Origin of the sequence: Kitasatospora sp. NPDC057015, assembly GCF_042673745.1 — a bacterium.
GTDB lineage: Bacteria > Actinomycetota > Actinomycetes > Streptomycetales > Streptomycetaceae > Kitasatospora.
The window spans coordinates 90,315-108,063 of sequence record NZ_JBHUSG010000001.1 but is presented as its reverse complement, the minus strand read 5'-3'; the positions used below and the strand labels follow the sequence as shown (position 1 = coordinate 108,063).

Annotated in this window: 6 protein-coding genes; 3 read left to right on the top strand and 3 right to left on the bottom strand. The window is 76.2% G+C overall.

The genetic code is table 11. The features are described 5' to 3' along the window. Positions 1–285: 285 nt before the first annotated feature. Genes ACFTWP_RS00405 through ACFTWP_RS00395 form a run of 3 tightly spaced genes read left to right on the top strand, consistent with a single transcriptional unit; the run spans position 286 to position 2,800 of the window. Positions 286–537, top strand: a complete 252-nt coding sequence (locus ACFTWP_RS00405) for an acyl carrier protein (RefSeq protein WP_380261012.1) — start codon at positions 286–288, stop codon at positions 535–537. Then, positions 537–2,015, top strand: a complete 1,479-nt coding sequence (locus tag ACFTWP_RS00400; protein ID WP_380261010.1) for a class I adenylate-forming enzyme family protein — start codon at positions 537–539, stop codon at positions 2,013–2,015. The genes ACFTWP_RS00405 and ACFTWP_RS00400 overlap by 1 nt, the downstream gene beginning before the upstream one ends. Continuing rightward, positions 2,009–2,800, top strand: coding sequence for a 4'-phosphopantetheinyl transferase superfamily protein (locus tag ACFTWP_RS00395; protein WP_380261008.1), 792 nt, complete (start codon positions 2,009–2,011; stop codon positions 2,798–2,800). Before ACFTWP_RS00400 ends, ACFTWP_RS00395 begins: the two co-directional genes overlap by 7 nt. A gap of 99 nt (positions 2,801–2,899) precedes the next feature. On the opposite strand, the gene ccrA is transcribed toward ACFTWP_RS00395, so the two are convergent. From ccrA to ACFTWP_RS00380, 3 genes are all read right to left on the bottom strand, one after another. Then, on the bottom strand, positions 2,900–4,063 hold the full coding sequence (ccrA, locus tag ACFTWP_RS00390) for a crotonyl-CoA carboxylase/reductase (RefSeq protein ID WP_380261586.1): 1,164 nt from the start codon (positions 4,061–4,063) through the stop codon (positions 2,900–2,902). A 130-nt stretch (positions 4,064–4,193) separates the two neighbouring features. Next, positions 4,194–8,039 carry a type I polyketide synthase gene (locus ACFTWP_RS00385; protein WP_380261006.1) on the bottom strand — a complete coding sequence of 1,282 codons (3,846 nt, stop codon included), beginning with the start codon at positions 8,037–8,039 and terminating at the stop codon, positions 4,194–4,196. Next, positions 8,032–16,854 (bottom strand): amino acid adenylation domain-containing protein, encoded by an 8,823-nt coding sequence (locus ACFTWP_RS00380; protein WP_380261004.1) that lies wholly within the window; start codon positions 16,852–16,854, stop codon positions 8,032–8,034. Before ACFTWP_RS00380 ends, ACFTWP_RS00385 begins: the two co-directional genes overlap by 8 nt. Positions 16,855–17,749 lie beyond the last annotated feature (895 nt).

Below are 17,749 nucleotides of genomic sequence, written 5' to 3'. Positions count from 1 at the left end.
GGGCGCGGGCTCTGCGAGCACCTTGATCACTCCTCTGCGGTCTGCTGCCGGGGCGGGCAGTGCCTCCGATGGATAAGAGTCCGCCCGACGGCCGTTCAATCCCTCGGCCCCGCAACCGGATGTGTGACGAGGAACTCGTGCCCGCCAGGGATGGCGGAGCCCCTTCGGCTCCTCTGTATTCATGAGAGCCGGACGCATCGGGGGCCACCAGCACGCGGCCCCGGCGCCCCCGGGGTCCGCGGCGCACGTCGGCCGCGCCGCGCCGACGCACCGAGAGGAACAGCAATGAGCACGATCAGGGAGATGCTCGTCGAGTTGACCGGCCTGCGGGAGTTCGCCGAGAGCATCGGCGACGACACCGACCTCAGCGCCAGCGGCATCGATTCCGGCGACCTGGTGCGCCTGGTCCTGCTGATCGAGCAGCGCACCGGCACCGAGGTCACCGCCGAGGACGTGGACCGGCTGGTCACCCTCGCCGACTACGAGCAGTTCGTCGCCGCCCGCAGCGCCGCCCTCCCGAACCCGGGCGCCGCCTGATGTGGCTGACCCAGCTGGTGGAACGCAACAGCCAGTGCTTCCCCGACCGGACGGCGCTGGTGGACGAACGCCGCTCCGTCACCTGGCGCGCCTTCCACGAGCGGACGACCGCGCTCGCCCGCGGGCTGTCCGGCCTCGGCGTCCGCCCGGGCGACCGCGTCGCGCTGCTCGCACTGGACCGGATCGAAGTCCTGGAGGCCTACTTCGCGCTGGCCCGGATCGGCGCCGTCTTCGTCCCGCTCAACCACGGGCTGACACCGGTCGAGGTCGCCGGCATCGTCGAGCGCACCGGCCCGGTCGCGCTGATCGGCGAGGCCGCCCTGCTCGCCCGGCACCCCGACCTGCCGGTGGCGCTGCGCCTCGCCGTGGACGGCGAGGAGTTCGCGACGCTGGGCGAGGGCGACGACCGCGTCCTGCCGGACGTCCCGGACGACGCGCCGGTGGCGATCCTGCACACCTCGGCCACCACCGGCCGGGCCAAGGGCGTGACCGTCGACCAGCGCTCGTTCCGCTCGATCGCCCTCGGCTGGCTCGCCGTGGCCCGGCCGGCCGACGACATCACGCTGGTCAACTGCTGCCCGCTGTTCCACGGCAGCATGGTGGTGTCGCTGACCTACCTGGCGGCCGGCGCCACCGTGGTGCTGATCCCCGGCTTCAAGCCGCAGACGGCGCTGGCCGCGATCGAGGCCAACCGCGCGACGCACGTCTGGCTGGTCCCGCAGATGCTGCGCTTCATGCTCCGGTCCAGGGCACTGGGGAGCACCGACCTGTCGACCCTGCGCGAGGTGCTGTACGGCGCCGCGCCGATGCCCGTCGACATCTACGCGGAGGCCGCCGAGCACCTCAAGTGCGGGTTCCGGCAGGTCTACGGGATGACCGAGGTCGGCGGTCCGTTCGTCACCCTCGGCCCGGAGGAGCACCCGGCGCCGGAGAGCCGCCCCGAGCTGATCCCGGCCGGCCGGGTCATCCCCGGGATGTCGGTGCGGGTGCTGGACGCCGACGGCCGGGAGGTGGAGCCGGGCGCCGTCGCGGAGATCTGCGTGCGGGGCCCCGGCGTCATGCACGGCTACTGGGACGACCCGGCGGCCACCGCCGAGATCACCACGGCGGGCGGCTGGACCCGGACCGGCGACCTCGGCCTGATCGACGGCGAGGGCCGGATCCACCTGGTCGACCGCAGCAAGGACCTGATCATCCGGGCCGGCCAGAACGTCTACCCCACCGAGGTCGAGCGCGCCCTGCGGGCCCATCCGGGCGTGCAGGACGCGGCCGTGGTCGGCGTGCCCGACCCGGACTACGGCGAAGTCCCGCTGGCCTTCGTGGTGGCCGGCGACGGCGTAGCCGCCGCCGACCTGCTCGCCCACCTCGCCGAGCACCTCGCCCCCTACAAGCGCCCGCGGCGGATCGAGTTCATCGACGAGGTGCCCCGCAACCCCGCCGGCAAAGCACTCAAGAGGCTGCTGCGCGAGCGGTGTTGAGCCCCCGGGAGCGGGCGGCCGCCGAGCGGCAGCTGCTCGCGCTGCGTCCGGGCCTGGCGGCCCGGGGACTGTGGCTGGGGGTCGCCCCCGGGGAGCCGGCGGCGCCCCCCGGCGGGGCGGGCGGCGCGCGGGGGGGGGGGGGGGGGGGGGGGGGGGGGGGGGGGGGGGGGGGGGGGGGGGGGGGGGGGGCGGGCGGGGGGCCCCGCCCCCCCACCCCGGGCGGGCCCGGTGAGGAGCGGCTGGCGGCGGTGATGCAGCCGGGCCGGCGCCTGGAGTTCCTGGCCGGGCGCCGCGCTGCGCGCCGGGCGCTGGCCGCCGCCGGCCTCCCGGTGCGGGAGATCCCGGCCGCGGGCCGCCGGCCGGTGTTCCCGCCGGGCTGCGCCGGCTCGATCAGCCACAGCGGCGGGCTGGCCGTCGCGGTCGTCGCCCGCACCGACCGCCGCCCCGCGGTGGGGTGCGACCTGGAGTTCCGCGGTCTGCCGGCGGAGGCCGCGCACCTGGTGCTGAGCCGGGACGAGCAGGAGTGGACGCTGCGGGCGGCCGATCCCGCCGCGTGCGAGCACCGGCTGCTCGCGGCGTTCTCGGCGAAGGAGGCGGCGTTCAAGGCCTTCGGGTCGCTGCTCCCGGTGAGCGAGGCGCCCGCGGGCGTGCCGGGGGTCGCGCTGCTGCCGGTGCCCGGGGGTTTCCGCAGCTGGCCGCGGCGGCTGCCGCACCGGGTGCTGGCGGTGGCGGTCCACCGGGTGGGGTCGGGGGTGCTCAGCTGGACGGCCGCCGTGGCGGTCTGAGCGGTCGTCGGCCCGACCCTGACCGGTGCTCGCCACCGGGGGTACGGGCCGCGCCGCGGCGCCGGGGTTCGGCGTGCCGCGGCGCGACCCGGTGCCCGGCTACGCGGTCGCGTTGACCAGGACGGCCATGTTCCCCGCCGGGTGCCGGTTGTCGTGCAGCAGCTGGTGGGCCCGGCCGATCTCCTCGAAGCCCACCGTCAGCGACAGGCAGGGGTCGACGACGCCCTGCGCGATCAGCCGGGTGACCTCGTGGGCCTGGCGGGAGTTGGCCGTGTGCGAGCCCTGCAGCCGCTTCTGACGCATCCACAGGAAGCGCAGGTCCACGTCGCCGTTGTAGCCGGTGGTGCCGCCGCAGATCACCACCATGCCCGCGTTGTCGCACAGGTACATCGAGGTGGGGACGGTGTCCTCGCCCGAGTGCTCCAGGACGATCCGCGGCGCCCGGCGCTCGCCGAGCACCTCCCAGAACCGCCGCCCGAACGCCCGCACGCCGGTCGTCCAGCGGGCCATCGCCTCCTCGTCCGAGGTGGCGGGCAGCCGGCCCCAGTGGTCGAAGTCCCGGCGGTTGATGTAGCCCTCCGCGCCCAGCTCCATGCAGTACTTGCCGCGCTCGTCGCTGGAGACCACGGCGACCGGTATCCCGCCGGCCCAGCGGACCAGCTGGATCGCGATGCAGCCGACCCCGCCGGCGCCGCCCCACACCAGTACCGGGTCGCCCGGCCGCACGGTGTGCGGTTCCCAGCCGAACAGCTGGCGGTAGGCGGTGGCCGCGGTCGCCATGTAGCAGGCGGCCGCCGCCCAGGACAGCCGCTTCGGCTTGGGGAAGCACTGGTACTCCTCGACCACGGTGAACTGGGCGAAGGACCCGAAGTTCTCCTCGTAGCCGAAGACCTTCTGCGAGGTCGAGGTGGTCGGGTCGGCGCCCAGCCGGATGTCCGCCGCGCCCTCGTCCCACTGGTTGGCCAGGATCACCACCTCGTCGCCCAGCTTGAGCTGGGTCACCCCCTCGCCGACGGCCCAGACGACGCCGGAGGCGTCCGATCCGCCGATGTGGAAGTCCTCCGCGGCGCCCTTGCGCCGGCGTGCGGCGACCACGTCCAGCGGCTCGCCGAGGGCGGCCCAGACGTTGTTGTAGTTGACCCCGGCGGCCATCACCTTGAGCAGAACCTGCCCGGGGCCCACCGGCGGCACGTCGACCACCTCGGTGCGGAAGGCGTCGGCCGGGCGGCCGTAGCGCTCGGGGCGGATCAGTGAGGCGTACATCCGGGCCGGGGCCTGGCCCAGCGGCGGCGCGGTGCCGAGTTCGTAGAGGTCCTTGGTCACTTCGGGCTCCTGACGGTGACGGGCGAGGAAACAGGGGAGGAACGGGGCATCGGAGGGTCGGGGTGCGGTGTCAGCCGGCCGCCGGGTCCAGCGCGGCGGCCAGGACGGCGGCGATCGCGGCCAGCGGCCCGGGCTCCGTCATCCCGTAGTGGCCGCAGTCCACGGCGTGGTCGCGGAGGGTGCCGCCGACGTACCGGCGCCACGCGTCCGCCTTCCCCGGCGCGTCCGCCGGCCCGCCGGCGCCGTCCGGATCGCCGGCGGCGCTGAAGAACAGGACGTCGCCATGGAACACCTCGGGGCTGAACCCCGGGGCGATCCGCATGCTGTTGCGCATCACCCGGGCGATCGCGGCGGCCTCGGCCGGCGTCACCGGCCCCGGGCGGCCGGCCAGGGCCGCCTCGTCGAGCAGCTCCAGCACCCGGTGGACGTCCGGGACGGGGCCGCCCGCCGGGACGGCCAGGCCGGCGACCCGGGCCAGCAGGGCCGCGACCTGCCCCTCCACCGCGGCCGGGTCGAGCGGACGCGGGTCGGCCGGCGGCGCGTCCAGCATCGCCAGCAGCTCGACCTCCTCGCCGGCACGCTGCAGCACGGTCGCCATCCGGTGGGCCACCATGCCGCCGTACGACCAGCCCAGCAGGCGGTAGGGGCCCTTCGGCTGCACCTCGCGCAGCAGGTCGACGTAGGACTCGACCATCTCCTCGGCGTCCGCGGCCACCGGCCGGGCACCGTCCAGGCCGAACGCCTGGATGCCGTAGACCGGTTGGGCCTGGTCGAGGTGCGCCGGCAGGCCGGAGTAGCGCCAGGCGACGCCGCCGCCGGGGTGCACGCAGAACAGCGGCCGGAGCCCGCCCGCGGCGCGCAGCGCGAGCAGCGGTGCGAAGGCGTCCGGCCCGGTGCCCCCGCGGTCGGCCCGCTCCAGCAGGCCGGCGACGGTGGGGGCGGCGAGCACGGCCGCGGGCGCCACCTCCAGCACGCCGCTGCGGCGCAGTCCGGCGGACAGCACCACCGCGCGCATCGAGTCGCCGCCCAGGTCGAAGAAGTTGTCGTGGATGCCCACCGGGTCGATGCCCAGGGCCTCCTGCCAGTGCCGGACCACCGCGTGTTCCCGTTCGGTGCGCGGCCCGGTGTAGGCGGTGGCCAGGTGCGGCCGGGGGGCCGTCCCGCCGGCCGGCGCGAGCCCCGCGGAGTCGCCGGCCTCGTCCTCGGCGGCCGGCGGCGGGGTCGCCGCGGGCGCGTCGATCCAGTGCCGGCGGCGGTCGAAGGCGTACCCGGGCAGGGCGGTGCGGCGACCGACCGGGCCGGCGCCGGCCGGGGCGGCCAGGTCGACGGGCACGCCGGCGGTCCACAGCCGGGCCAGGGCCTCGGTGAGCACCTGGGTGTCGGGCCGCTCCGCCCGGGCGTGACGCATCGTCGCCACCGTGGTCGGCGCGGCGCCGGGCAGTGCGGCGCGGGGCAGTGCGGCGCGGGCCAGCTTCGCCAGCACGTCACCGGGGCCGATCTCCACCAGCAGCGGTTCGCCGCGCTCCCACAGCCGGGCGATGCCGTCGGCGAAGCGGACGGTGTGCCGGGTGTGGTCGAGCCAGTGCCGCGGCGAGCACGCCTGCTCGTCCGTCACCCAGTCGCCGGTGACGTTGGTGACGTACGGGATCCGCGGCGGGCGCAGCGTGACGCCGCGCAGCGCGTCGGCGAAGCCGCCGAGCACCGGGTCCAGCACGTGCGAGTGGGCGGCGGCCGGCATCCGCAGCCGCCGGTAGGGCACCCCCGCCGCGGCCAGTCGGCGCTCCAGCGCGGCCACCGCCTCCTCCCGCCCGGCGACGGTGCAGGCCGCGGGGCCGTTCACGGCGGCGAGCGAGAGGTCCGGGCCGAGGTGCCCGCGCAGGTCGGCCTCGCCCAGTTCGACGCCGACGGTCGCGCCGCCGGCGGAGGCGATCAGCCGGATCCGCTCGGCGATCAGCGGCAGCATCTCCTCCAGCGGCAGCACCCCGGCCAGGCAGGCCGCGGTGTACTCGCCGAGCGAGTGGCCGAGGAGCGCGTCGGGCCGCACTCCGCGGGCGATCATCAGGGTGGCCAGCGCGTACTCGGTGACCACCAGGGAGATGAAGGCCTCCGCGCTGCCCGGTTCGGTGCGCTCGTACAGGGCGGTGCGCAGGTCGCGGCCGAGGACGGGGCGCAGGATCCGGGCGCAGGTGTCGACGGCGTCCCGGTAGTCGGGGAAGTCCCGGTACAGCTGCGCGCCCATGCCGACGTACTGGGTGCCGCCGCCGGGCAGCAGGAAGGCCACCGCCGGGGTCGCGCCCGGGCGGGCCGGCGGGAGCGGCGCCGGGGGCCGGCGCAGCTGGGCGGCGGCGTCCGCGGTGCTCGCGGCGACCACCGCGGCCCGGTACGGCATGGCGGGCCGCTCGGTGTACAGGGTGTGGGCCACGTCAGCGAGTTCGGTACCGGGGCGGTCGTCCAGGTGCCGGGCGAGGAGCGCCGCCTGGCCGCGCAGGGCGCCCGGGGTCCGCGCGGACAGCGGGAGCACCCGCCAGTGCGGCTCGGGGCCGGGCGCGGCCGGCCGCGGGGCCGGCACGTCGGGGGCCTCCTCCAGGATGACGTGCGCGTTGGTCCCGCCGACGCCGAAGGCGCTGACGGCGGCCCGCCGCGGCTCGGCGCCGCGCGGCCACCGCTCGGCGGCGGTCGGCACCCGGAACGGGCTCGCGGCGAAGTCGATCAGCGGGTTGGGCTCGTCGAAGTGCAGGTTCGGCGGGATCGTGCGGTGCTCCAGCGCCAGGACGGCCTTGACGAAGCCGGCCATGCCGGCGGCGGCGCCGAGGTGGCCGATGTTGCCCTTGACCGACCCGAGGGCGCAGAACTGCCGGCGGTCGGTGCTCTCCCGGAACGCCCGGGTGAGCGCCGTGACCTCGATCGGGTCGCCGATCCGGGTCGCGGTGCCGTGCGCCTCCACGTACCCGATCGAATCGGCCGTCACGTCGGCCATCGCCTGCGCCGCCAGGATCGCCTCCAGCTGGCCCTCGGTGCTCGGCGCGGTGAACCCCACCTTGCGGCGGCCGTCGTTGTTCACCGCCGAGCCCCGGATCACCGCCCTGATCCGGTCCCCGTCGGCCAGCGCGTCGGACAGCCGCTTGAGGACGACGACGCCGACGCCGTCGCCCGAGGAGGTGCCGGCCGCCCCGGCGTCGAAGGGGCGGCAGCGGCCGTCGGGGGAGAACGGCCCGTCCGGGAGGTACTGGTAGCCGAGCATCGCCGACGGGTTCAGCGACGCCGCCGCCGCCAGCGCCACGTCGCAGGAGTGGTCGAGCAGCGCCTGGCAGCCGGTGTGGATCGCCACCAGCCCGGTCGAGCAGGCCGTCTGCAGGGACACGCTCGGACCGGTCAGGTTGAGCTCGTAGGAGAGCCGGGTGGCCAGCGTGCCCAGCGAGTTGGCGGTCGCGGCGTGGACCAGGGCCACCGAGCCCGGCCGCCCGGCGAACCGGGGGTGGACGTGCGCCGGGTAGTACCGGCTGTCGCCCGCGCCGGCGAAGACGCCGACGGTGAGGCCTGGGTGGCCGCCGGCGTAGCCGGCCTCCTCCAGTGCGTGGTAGGCGCACTCCAGCATCAGCCGCTGCTGGGGGTCGACCAGCGCCGCGTCGGCCGGGTTCCAGCCGAAGAACGCGGCGTCGAACCGGTCGATGCCCTCGACCACCGAGGCCATCCGCACCAGCTGGGGGTCCGCCAGGTCGGCCGGGTCACCGCCGGCGGCGAGGAACTCCTCGTCGGTGACCGGGCGGACGGTGTCCCGGCCGGTCACCAGGTTCTCCCAGAACTCCTCCACGGTGTCCGCGCCGGGCAGTCGGGCCGCCATGGCGACCACGGCGACGGCACTGTCGGGGTCGGGGCCGCCGTCGGGCCCGTAGCGGCCCAGGTCGGTCTCATCCATCGTTCTCGGTCCTCGTCCTCGCTCGGGTGGTACGGGTACGTGCCGCCTGTCGGCGCTGCGCCTGCTGCCGGGCCCGGTCCAGGGCGCCGCCCGGCGCCTCGCCCGGCGCGGTGGGCTCACCGGCGCCCGGCGCGGGCACCGGCCGGTCGCCCTGGTCGGCCTCGCCGCGCGCGGCGAGGTGCCGGGCCAACGCCCCGACCGTGGGGTGCTCGAACAGGTCCAGCACGCTCAGGTCGCAGCCCAACTCCCGGTTGACCGCCGCCTGGACGGCCACCAGCAGGAGCGAGGTGCCGCCGAGGTCGAAGAAGTTCTCGTCCGGCGCCACCTCGTCCCGGCCCAGCACCCGGCACCAGACGGCGGCCAGCGCGTCCGCCAGCTCCCGGCGCCGGGCGTCGCCCCGGTCCGGCGGCGCGGCGGCGGTCGCGGCCCGCGCCGAGCCGGCCGCGCGCAGCACCCAGTGCCCGGCCGCGCCCGCCCGGTGGGCGGCCTCGGCGGCGCCCTGGTGGACGGCCGCGATGTCGGCGCCCTCGCCCAGTTCGACGCGGCCGGCGAGCCGGTGCACCGGGCGCGCCCGGTCGAGGACGTGCCCGCGCACCCAGGCGGCGCGCCGGTCCACGCCGATCAGCAGGTGCGGCTCGTCGAGCGTGCGCGCCAGGTCGAAGGAGCGCAGCCCGTCGCCCTCCTCCAGCACCCGGTAGCCGCGCGCCTCGGTGAGCGCCCTGAGGGCGTAGCCGCGGCTCATCCCGATCTCGTCCCACATGCTCCAGGCCAGGCTGCGGGCGTCCATCCCGGCGCTGCGGCGCTGGTGGACGGCCAGGGCGTCCAGGAAGGCGTTGGCGGCGGCGTAGGCGCCGTTCATCGAGCCGCCGAAGAAGCCGTTGACCGAGGAGAACGACAGGAAGGAGGGGGCCGCGTACTCGGTGGCCAGCCGGTGCAGCACCCAGCCGCCGGTGACCTTCGCGGTGAGGGCGGCCCGCCAGCGGGCCAGGTCGTGGTCGGCGGCGGCGCCCTGGTCGAACGCGCCCGCCAGGTGCAGGACGCCCGCGAGCGGGGCGGACCAGGCGGTGGCGGCCTTGTCGACGGCCGCGCGGACCTGGGCGGGATCGGTGATGTCGGCCGCCTCGTACCGCACCTCGCCCTGCTCGCGCAGTGCGCGGTAGGCCGCGATCCGCCGGTCGTCCGCCCCGCCGTCCGCGTCGTTCGTGCCGTCCGCCGCCGGGGCGTCCCGGCCCCGCTCGGGGGGCAGGTCGGTGCGGCCGACCAGCAGCAGGCGGGTGCCCGGCGTCTTCAGCAGGTGCCCGGCGATCCGGCTGCCCAGTTCGCCGAGCCCGCCGCTGACCAGTAGGAACCCCTCGGGCGCGGTCGGTTCGGCGCGCGGCGCCGGCTCGGGCAGCGGCGCCAGCCGGCGGACGTAGCGGGCCCCGGCCCGGTAGGCCACCTCGGCGTCCGTCACCGGGGCGGAGGTTTCGGCGAGGATCAGCTCGGCCATCCGGCCGGGCGCGGCGGCGGGCACGTCCAGGCAGGCGGCGGCCAGCCAGGGCAGTTCCTGGCGCAGACTCCCCAGCAGGCCGCCGGCGGCGGCGTGGGCGTAGCCGGGGCGGTCCTCGGGCAGCACGTCCCGGCTGTCCGCCGTCACCAGGTGCAGCGTCGTGCGCCGCTCCGGTCGGTGCGCGTCGGTCAGGGCCCGGGCCAGGCAGAGCAGGCTGTCGGCGCCGTCGCGCTGCGCGGCGAGCAGCGCCTCGACCGAGTCCGGGTCCGCCGGACGGGTGCTGAGCGCACCCAGGTGGATGACGGCGTCCACCGGGCGGTCGTCGCCGTCGAGGGCCGCCAGCAGTCGGCGGTGGTCCTCGACCACGTCGGGCCGCAGGCGGTAGCGGGCGGCGTCCAGGCGCTCGAAGGCCTCCGCGGCGGCGGCCACGGTGGCCCGCCCGCCGCCGCGCCGCAGCCGCTCGGCGAGGGCTTCGGCGGTCTCCACGGAGAGCGGGTCGGACCCGGCGAGCACCAGGGTGTGCCGGGCCGGCGGCGACGGCCGGTGCAGCTGCGCGGCGCGCTGCCAGACCGGGCGCAGGAACCAGTCCGGCACGGTGGCCGCGCTGCCGAGCAGGAGTTCCGTGCCGCGGGCGATCTCGTCGAACTCGCCGGCCTCGAATCGCCGGCGCAGCTGGGTGCGCTGGATCTTGCCGATCTCGGTCTTGGGGATCGCCTCCCCCGGCACCGGCAGCAGGTGGGCCGGGCTGACGCCGATCTCCCGGGTGACCTTCCCGCGGATCGCCCGCAGCGCCGCCGCGACGTCCTGCCCGGCCTCCAGGTGGACGAACAGGGCCAGCTCGTCGGTGCCCGCCGCGGGATCGGTGCGCACCGCGCAGGCCGCGGTGAAGCTGCGGACCACGAAGGGCAGTTCCTCGACGCAGGCCTCGATCTCGTGGCTGTAGTGGTTGACGCCGTTGACGATGATGACGTCCTTGGCCCGGCCGGTGATGTGGAGCTCGCCGCCCCGCAGGAACGCCAGGTCACCGGTCTCGAACCAGCCCTCGGCGGTGAACGACTCGGCGTTGGCGCCCGGGTTGTCGTGGTACCCCGAGGTCACCGAGGCGCCGCGGACCTGGAACCGGCCGACGGTGCCCTCGGGCACCACCCGCTCCCGCTCGTCCACCACCCGCATGGCGAACCCCGGGTAGGGCAGCCCGCAGCTGACGAAGCCGTCCTCCCCGGTGGCGGGTTCGGCCGCCAGCACGGTGTCGGTCACCACCGAACACGTCTCCGACATCCCCCAGCCCGGGTGCATGACGGTGGCCGGCATCCCGAACGGCGCCAGGGTGTTGAGGAAGCTCCGGGCGGTGGCGGCCACCACCACCTCCCCGGCGTTCATCACCAGGCGCATCGGGGAGAGGTCCCAGCGGCGGTCGGCCATCCGGTGGGCGTGCTCACCGAGCAGCCCGAACGCGAAGTTGGGCGCCCAGGTGACGCTCACCCGGTGGCGGTCCGCCAGGTCCATCCAGCGCAGCGGGTCCTGCAGGATCCACGAGGTGGGCGCGTGGACCTGCCGGCACCCCAGGTAGAGGTCCCGCAGGTGGAACATCACCACGCCCGTCACGTGGTCCAGCGGGATCCAGTTCAGCGAGACGTCGTCCTCGGTCAGCCCGTTGACGGCGACCGCCGCCGCCGTCCGGGCCAGCACGTTGCGCTGGCTGAGCCGGACGGCCTTCGGCAGGCCGGTGCTGCCCGAGGTCAGCAGCATCAGGAAGTCGTCCTCGGGCCGGGACGGATGCCAGTCGGCGTCCGCCGGCCCCTCGCGCAGGGCGTCCACCGTGGCCAGCCGCAGCCCCGGCCAGTCCCGCTGCCCGGCCAGCTCGCGCAGCCCCGCCTCGCTCCCGGCGGAGGCGACGACCCACGGCCGGTCGAGCATCCGCCAGATGCCCTCCAGCTTGGCCACCGCCGCCGACGCGGCCCGGTAGGAGCCGGGCACGGTCAGCGGCACGGTCACGAACCCGCCGAGGACACAGCCCCACAGGGCCGCCAGGAAGTCCTCGGTGTCCTCGCACTGGAGGATCACCCGGTCGCCCGGGCGCAGGCCGCGCCGGCGCAGCCCGCCCAGGACGCGGGAGGCCTCCTCGGCCAGACTCGCGTAACTGCGGCGCACACCGGCGCCGTCGGCCCGGACGTGCACCACCTCGGCCCGCGGGCCGCCCGTCGCGGCCCGCCGCAGGGCGTCGGCCCAGGTCGCCACCGTCGGTTCGGGCCGCGCCGGGCCGGTGCTCAGCGAGGGGACGCCGCCGGCCGCGGCGGGCCCGGGCGCGCCGGCGAAGTCGGGCCGGCGCGGCGCGGTGGAGCCGGTGTGCCGGCGGCCGAGCGGCTCGGCGATCTCCTCCAGGCCCGCGGCGGCGGCCTCGACGCCCGGCAGCGCGGCCAGCGCGACCTGCCAGCCGGCCGCCCCGTCCGCGTCGATCCGCGGCAGCGCGGCCAGCGCGTCGGGGTCCGCCAGGCCGTCCCCGGTGCGCGGCAGGTCGGTGACGGCCACCAGCCGCGGGGCCCGGGCCGGGTCGGGTGCGGTACGCAGCAGCGCCTTCGCGGCCTGCTCGACGGCGCCCGCGCGGGTGGGCACCACCAGCACGGTCGCCCGCCCCCCGTCCTCCTCGCCCGGGGGCAGCACCAGGCAGTCACGGATGTCCGCGCAGGCCAGCACGGCCCGCTCCAGCGGCCCCGGGTCGAAGGCCGGGGCCGACGCCGCACCGACGCCGGCCGCCCGCCGGGCGGGCGCCGGCAGCGCGCCGATCCGGATCGCCGGATCGGCGGCGACGGCCGTCAGCAGCGCGTGCAGGGCCTCGGCCAACCCCCGTACGGTGTCGGCGTCGAACAGGTCGGTGCGGTACTCGACGTGGCAGCCGAGCCCGGCGGGGGAGCCGTCCTCGCCGGCGCGCTCCAGCACGTCCACGAAGAGGTCGAACTTCGCCGTCCCGGTCGGGCTCGGCGTCAGCGCCGCCGGCCGGCCGCCGAGCCGCAAGGCGGCCGGGTTGTTGTTCTGCAGCGCCAGCATCACCTGGAACAGCGGGTGCCGGGACGCGGAGCGCGCCGGGTTGAGGTCCTCCACCAGCCGGTCGAAGGGCAACTCCTGGTGGTCGAACGCCGCCAGGTCGAAGGCCCGCACGCGGGCGAGGAGTTCACCGAACTCCGGATCCCCCGAGGTGTCGGTGCGCAGCACCAGGGTGTTGGTGATCAGACCGATCAGGTCGTCCAGCGCCGCCTCACCGCGCCCGGCCACCGGCGTGCCCAGCGGGATGTCCGTCCCGGCGCCGGCCCGGGTGAGCACGGCCGCCAACGCGGCCTGCAACACCATGAAGAGACTCGCGCCGTGCTGCTCCGCCAACCGCAGCAGCGCGCGGTGCAGGTCGGCGTCGACGTCCACGACCACCCCGCCGCCCCGCCCGTCGGGCACCGCCGGTCGCGCCCGGTCGACCGGCAGCGCCAGCTCCTCGGGCAGACCGGCCAGCGCCGTACGCCAGAACGCGCCCGCCACCCCGAGCCCCGAGCCGCCGCCCGCCCGGCCGCCCGGCAACGCGCCCTGGTCCGACAGGACGCCGTCGTCCAGCAGGGTGCGCTGCCACAGTGCGTAGTCGGCGTACTGGACGGCGAGCGGCCGCTCCCAGCGCGGCGCGCGACCACCCGAGCGGGCGGCGTACGCGACGGAGAGGTCCTCGGCCAGCGGGCGCAACGACCAGCCGTCGGCGGCACTGTGGTGCAGCACGATCACCAGCACCTGCGCGCCCGGGCGGTCACCGTACAGGCCGGCCCACAGCGGCGTGTCGCGGGTCAGGTCGAACGGGTGCCGCTCGGCCGCGGCCACGTGCGCGTCGACCTCCCCGGCCGGGCAGTCGACCACCTGGAGGGTCGGACGGACACTGCCCGGCGGCCGGACCTCCTGGTACGGGGAGCCGTCGAGCTGCGGCAACACCGTGCGCAGACTCTCGTGCCGGTCGGTGACGTCGGCGAGCGCGGCCCGCAGGGCCTCCTGGTCGATCGCCCGGTCGAGCCGGACGACCAGCGGGATGTTGTAGGTGGCCGAAGCCGGATCCACCTGGTTCAGGAACCACATGCTCCGCTGCGCGAAGGAGAGCGGGATCCGGTCGGGGCGCTCCGCCGCCACCAGGGCCGGACGGGCCGGCTCCTCGCCCGCCCGCCGCCCGCCCAGCAGGACCGCGATCCCCGCCGGGGTCGGGGTGCCGAAGACCGCGGACATCGGCACCGCCACCCCGGTCCGCGCCCGCAGCCCGGCCAGCAGCCGCCCGGCCAGCAGCGAGTGCCCACCGAGGTCGAAGAAGCTGTCGTGGACGCCGACCGTGCCCTCCGGCAGCCGCAGCACCTCCTCGTACAGGCGGCACACCAGCGCCTGATCGGCGTCGGCACCGGCCCGGCCGCCACTGCCGGCCGCCGCGAAGTCGGGCGCGGGCAGCGCCCGGGCGTCCAGCTTGCCGTTGGGCGTCAACGGCAGCGCGGGCAGCAGCACGCACGCGCCGGGCACCATGTACTCCGGCAGCAGCCCCGCCAGGTGCGCCCGCAGCTCGGCCGGCGCCGGCGAGCCGCCCGGCCCCGCCACGGCGTACGCGACCAGCATCCGGTCCGCACGCCCCGCCGCCTCCCGCGCGACCACCGCCGCCTGCACCACACCGGGGTGACGCAGCAGCGCCGCCTCCACCTCACCGGGCTCGATCCGGAACCCGCGGATCTTCACCTGCTGGTCCGCGCGCCCCGCGTACTCCAGAGTGCCGTCCGCCGCCCGGCGGGCCAGGTCCCCGGTGCGGTACATCCGCTCGCCGGGGGGACCGAACGGATCCTCGGGGAAGCGTTCCGCGGTGAGCTCGGGCCGGTTGAGGTACCCGCGGGCCAGGCCCGGACCGGACACGTACATCTCACCCGTCCAGCCCGGCGGGACCGGCTGGAGGTACCGGTCCAGCAGGTGGACCCGCAGGTCCGGCAGCGGAGTGCCGATCACGCTGCGCCCCGCGCCCTCCTCGACCAGCGCGCGGGTGACCCGGTGGTGGGTCACGTGCACGGTCGTCTCGGTGATGCCGTACATGTTGACCAGGGCCGGCGTCTCGTCCCCGTACCGGTCCGTCCAGGGCCGCAGCTGCGCGGGCTCCAGCGCCTCGCCGCCGAACACCACGTAACGCAGCGCGAGGGGCTCGGCGTCGGCCGCGGCCTCCGCGTCGGCCCGGATCAACTGCTGGAAGGCGGACGGCGTCTGGTTGAGCACGGTGACCCGCTCGCGGCGCAGCAGGTCCAGGAACTCCGCGGGCGAGCGGGTGACGGCGTGCGGCACCACGACGAGCCGGCCGCCGTGCAGCAGCGCCCCCCAGAGCTCCCAGACCGAGAAGTCGAAGGCGTACGAGTGGAACAGCGTCCAGACGTCCCCCGGGCCGAAGTCGAAGTGGGCGGCCGACGTCTCGAACAGCCGCACCACGTTGGAGTGCGGGATCTGCACGCCCTTCGGGCGACCGGTGGAGCCCGAGGTGTGGATGACGTAGGCGATGTCCTCCGGCGCGGCGGCGCCGCTCCCGAGGGCGAGGTCCGCGGGGGAGTGCGCGGCCAACTCGCGGACGACGGCCGGATCGTCCAGGACGACCGCGGGAACGCCGGCCGCCGCCGGCAAAGCCGTCCCGGAGTCGGTCACCAGCAGGGCGGGAGCGGCGTCGGCGCAGACCGTCAGCAGCCGCTCCACCGGGTAACCCGGATCCAACGGCAGGTATCCGGCACCGGACTTGAGCACCGCCAGCAGGGCGACGACCAGCTCGGCGGAGCGCGGCAGGGCCAGCGCCACCAGCGTGCCCGGGGCCGCGCCGCGCTCGGTGAGCAGCCGGGCCAGCCGGTTGGCGCGGGCGTTGAGCTCCCGGTAGGAGAGGGCGGCTCCCTCGTGGGTGACGGCCGTGGCCTCGGGGGTGCGCGCGGCCTGCGCCTCGAAACGCGCGGACAGGGTGGCGTCGGCGCAGGGCGGCACCCGCCGGTCGGTGTCCGGGGCGGGCTGCTCGCCGGGCTTCAGCAGGCTCGTCGCCGAGAGCGCCAGATCCGCCGGGGCGTCGGCCAGTTGGTCCAGCAGGAGGAGGAAACGCTCCTGGTGGTCGGCCAGTTCCGCCGCGGTGTAGAGCGCCGGATTGGCGTCGAAGTCGATCCGCAGCCCCGAACCGGCCGGTGCCGGGCGGACGGTGATCGTCAGGTCCTCGACCACGCCACCGGTCAGGTGGCCCGCCACGGCGGGGTGTTCCCCGAAGTGCAGATCATGCGTGAACGGCACGTAGTTGACCACCGGACCGTACAACTGCCGCCCGCTGCCCAGCAGTTTGAGGTCACGGCGGAGATCCTCGCCGCGGTACTGCTGGTGCCGCCGGACCTCGCGCAGTTCGGCCGCCACCGAGCGGACCAGGTCGGCCACCGTGGCGCCGGGCCCGACCGCGACCCGCAGCGGGAGGATGTTCGACACCGTGGCCGGGGCCCGCAGGGCCGCCGAACCGGCGCGGCTCATGGTGGTCACCCCGAGCACGACGTCCGGCGAGCCGGTGGCCCGGTGCACGTACCCGGCCGCCGCCGCCAGGAACAGGTCCGCCCGCCCGGCGCCCAGACGGGCGGCGGCGGCCGACAGCCGTTCACCGGCCGGACCGTCGAGGTCGGTGGTGCGACGTAGGAAGGGCGCCGACGGCGGCGCGCTGCCCGCGGCGAGGGTGACGACCTCGGGGGCGTCGGCGAACCGCTCCGCCCAGTAGGCGCGGTCGCGCTCGAACCGGACCGAGGAGCGGTAGGCCTCCTCCTCCTCGACCAGCACCCGCGCCGACCGGAAGGCGCTCGGCGGCGGCTCCTGCCCGTTCACCAGCGCGGTGTACACCGCGGCCAGCCGCTGGAAGACCAGGGTGAAGGCGTAACCGTCGAGCAGGATGTGATGGGCCCTCAGATACCAGAACCAGCGGTCCGGGCCGGCCTTGAGAAGCGCGCAGGCGAAGAGCGGCCCCTCGGTGGGCTCGACCGGGGTCAGCAGCTCCTCGCGCATCCAGGCGAGGGCCGCCGCGCCCGGATCGTCGGCCGAACCCACGTCCACCAGGCGCAGGTCGAGACCGGCCTCCGGCGCCAGGACGGCCTGCGGCCCCTGCGCCGCCTCGGTGAGGCGCAGGCCGAAGACGTCCGCCTCGCCGATCGTGCGGCGCAGCGCCCGCTCGAAGATCCCGCTGTCGACCGGACCGTGGACCTCGGCGTACTCGCCCGTGTTGTAGACGCGGCCCGACGGATCCAGCTGCTGCCCGTACCAGACGCCCGACTGCGCACCGGTGAGCCCCACCGGCTGGGATCCGAGGGGCTGGGGCCCGGGCGGCCGGGGGGTGGTGCGCTGCGTCGGTGCGGGGGAGGGGGATCGGTCGCGGTCCTGAAGCACGATGCATCGTCCTAGGTCGAAAGCGGGCCGAGGCCGGGCACGGGGCCCGGCGCCGGGCGGCAGGCAGCCGCAGCGGCCGGCTGGGGTGGAAGCGAGTGGGTGGCCGACTCCTACGGGCGCGGCGGCTGCTCTGTCGGGTCTCCGTCGGCTCTCCGGCGGTGGTCGGCAGGCGTGGATCCGGCTCACGGACGCCGGTGGCGCCGCGGGTGCGGTGCGGCCGGAACCCTCGACCGGGTCGAACCGGCGCCGGCGATTTCCGCGCGACGCACGGCCGTCGTCCTGTTCGTCCTCGAAGGCAGCGCAGGTGCACACCGTGTCGAGGAACTGCCGTGAAATCGCCCTGGCGCGGCACCGCCCGGCGGGGAGCATGGTGGCTCGATCAGCCCCCGGACGCACATTCAACCCTTTGCACACCGCGGATTTCAAGAGCGTCCGGGAACGCGCCGGAGTACGCCCCCGTCCGCGCCGCCCGTCTCCCCTCGGCTGCCCCCGGTCAGGTGCCCCCGGGCGCCTCCCCTGGGGACGAGCCGTCTCGATAGTGACGTACCGTCAGTTTCGCTGGCCTCCCACAGTCACTCTGACCTGCGCAAACACCGGGTACAGCGAGGGGTTCCGGCGGGTCGGGATATGCCCGTGGCGCTTGTGGCCCCCTTGAAAAGGAGACCGGACTCCGCTTGACTGAGGCGACATGCCCACCTCATCCGGAGATGAGGGGGCTGGTCGGCGTACGTCACGTCAGATGCACCAGCCACTCGGGGGGAAACCAGTGGAAAGCCGCACAGCCGATGGCGGCATGCCGTTG

What these genes read in the sequence shown, in the direction of transcription:
- ACFTWP_RS00405 (WP_380261012.1), top strand. Translation starts at nt 286, where the DNA reads ATGAGCACGATCAGGGAGATGCTCGTCGAGTTGACCGGCCTGCGGGAG.
- ACFTWP_RS00400 (WP_380261010.1), top strand. Translation starts at nt 537, where the DNA reads ATGTGGCTGACCCAGCTGGTGGAACGCAACAGCCAGTGCTTCCCCGAC.
- ccrA (WP_380261586.1), bottom strand. Translation starts at nt 4,063, where the DNA reads ATGTACGCCTCACTGATCCGCCCCGAGCGCTACGGCCGCCCGGCCGAC.
- ACFTWP_RS00385 (WP_380261006.1), bottom strand. Translation starts at nt 8,039, where the DNA reads ATGGATGAGACCGACCTGGGCCGCTACGGGCCCGACGGCGGCCCCGAC.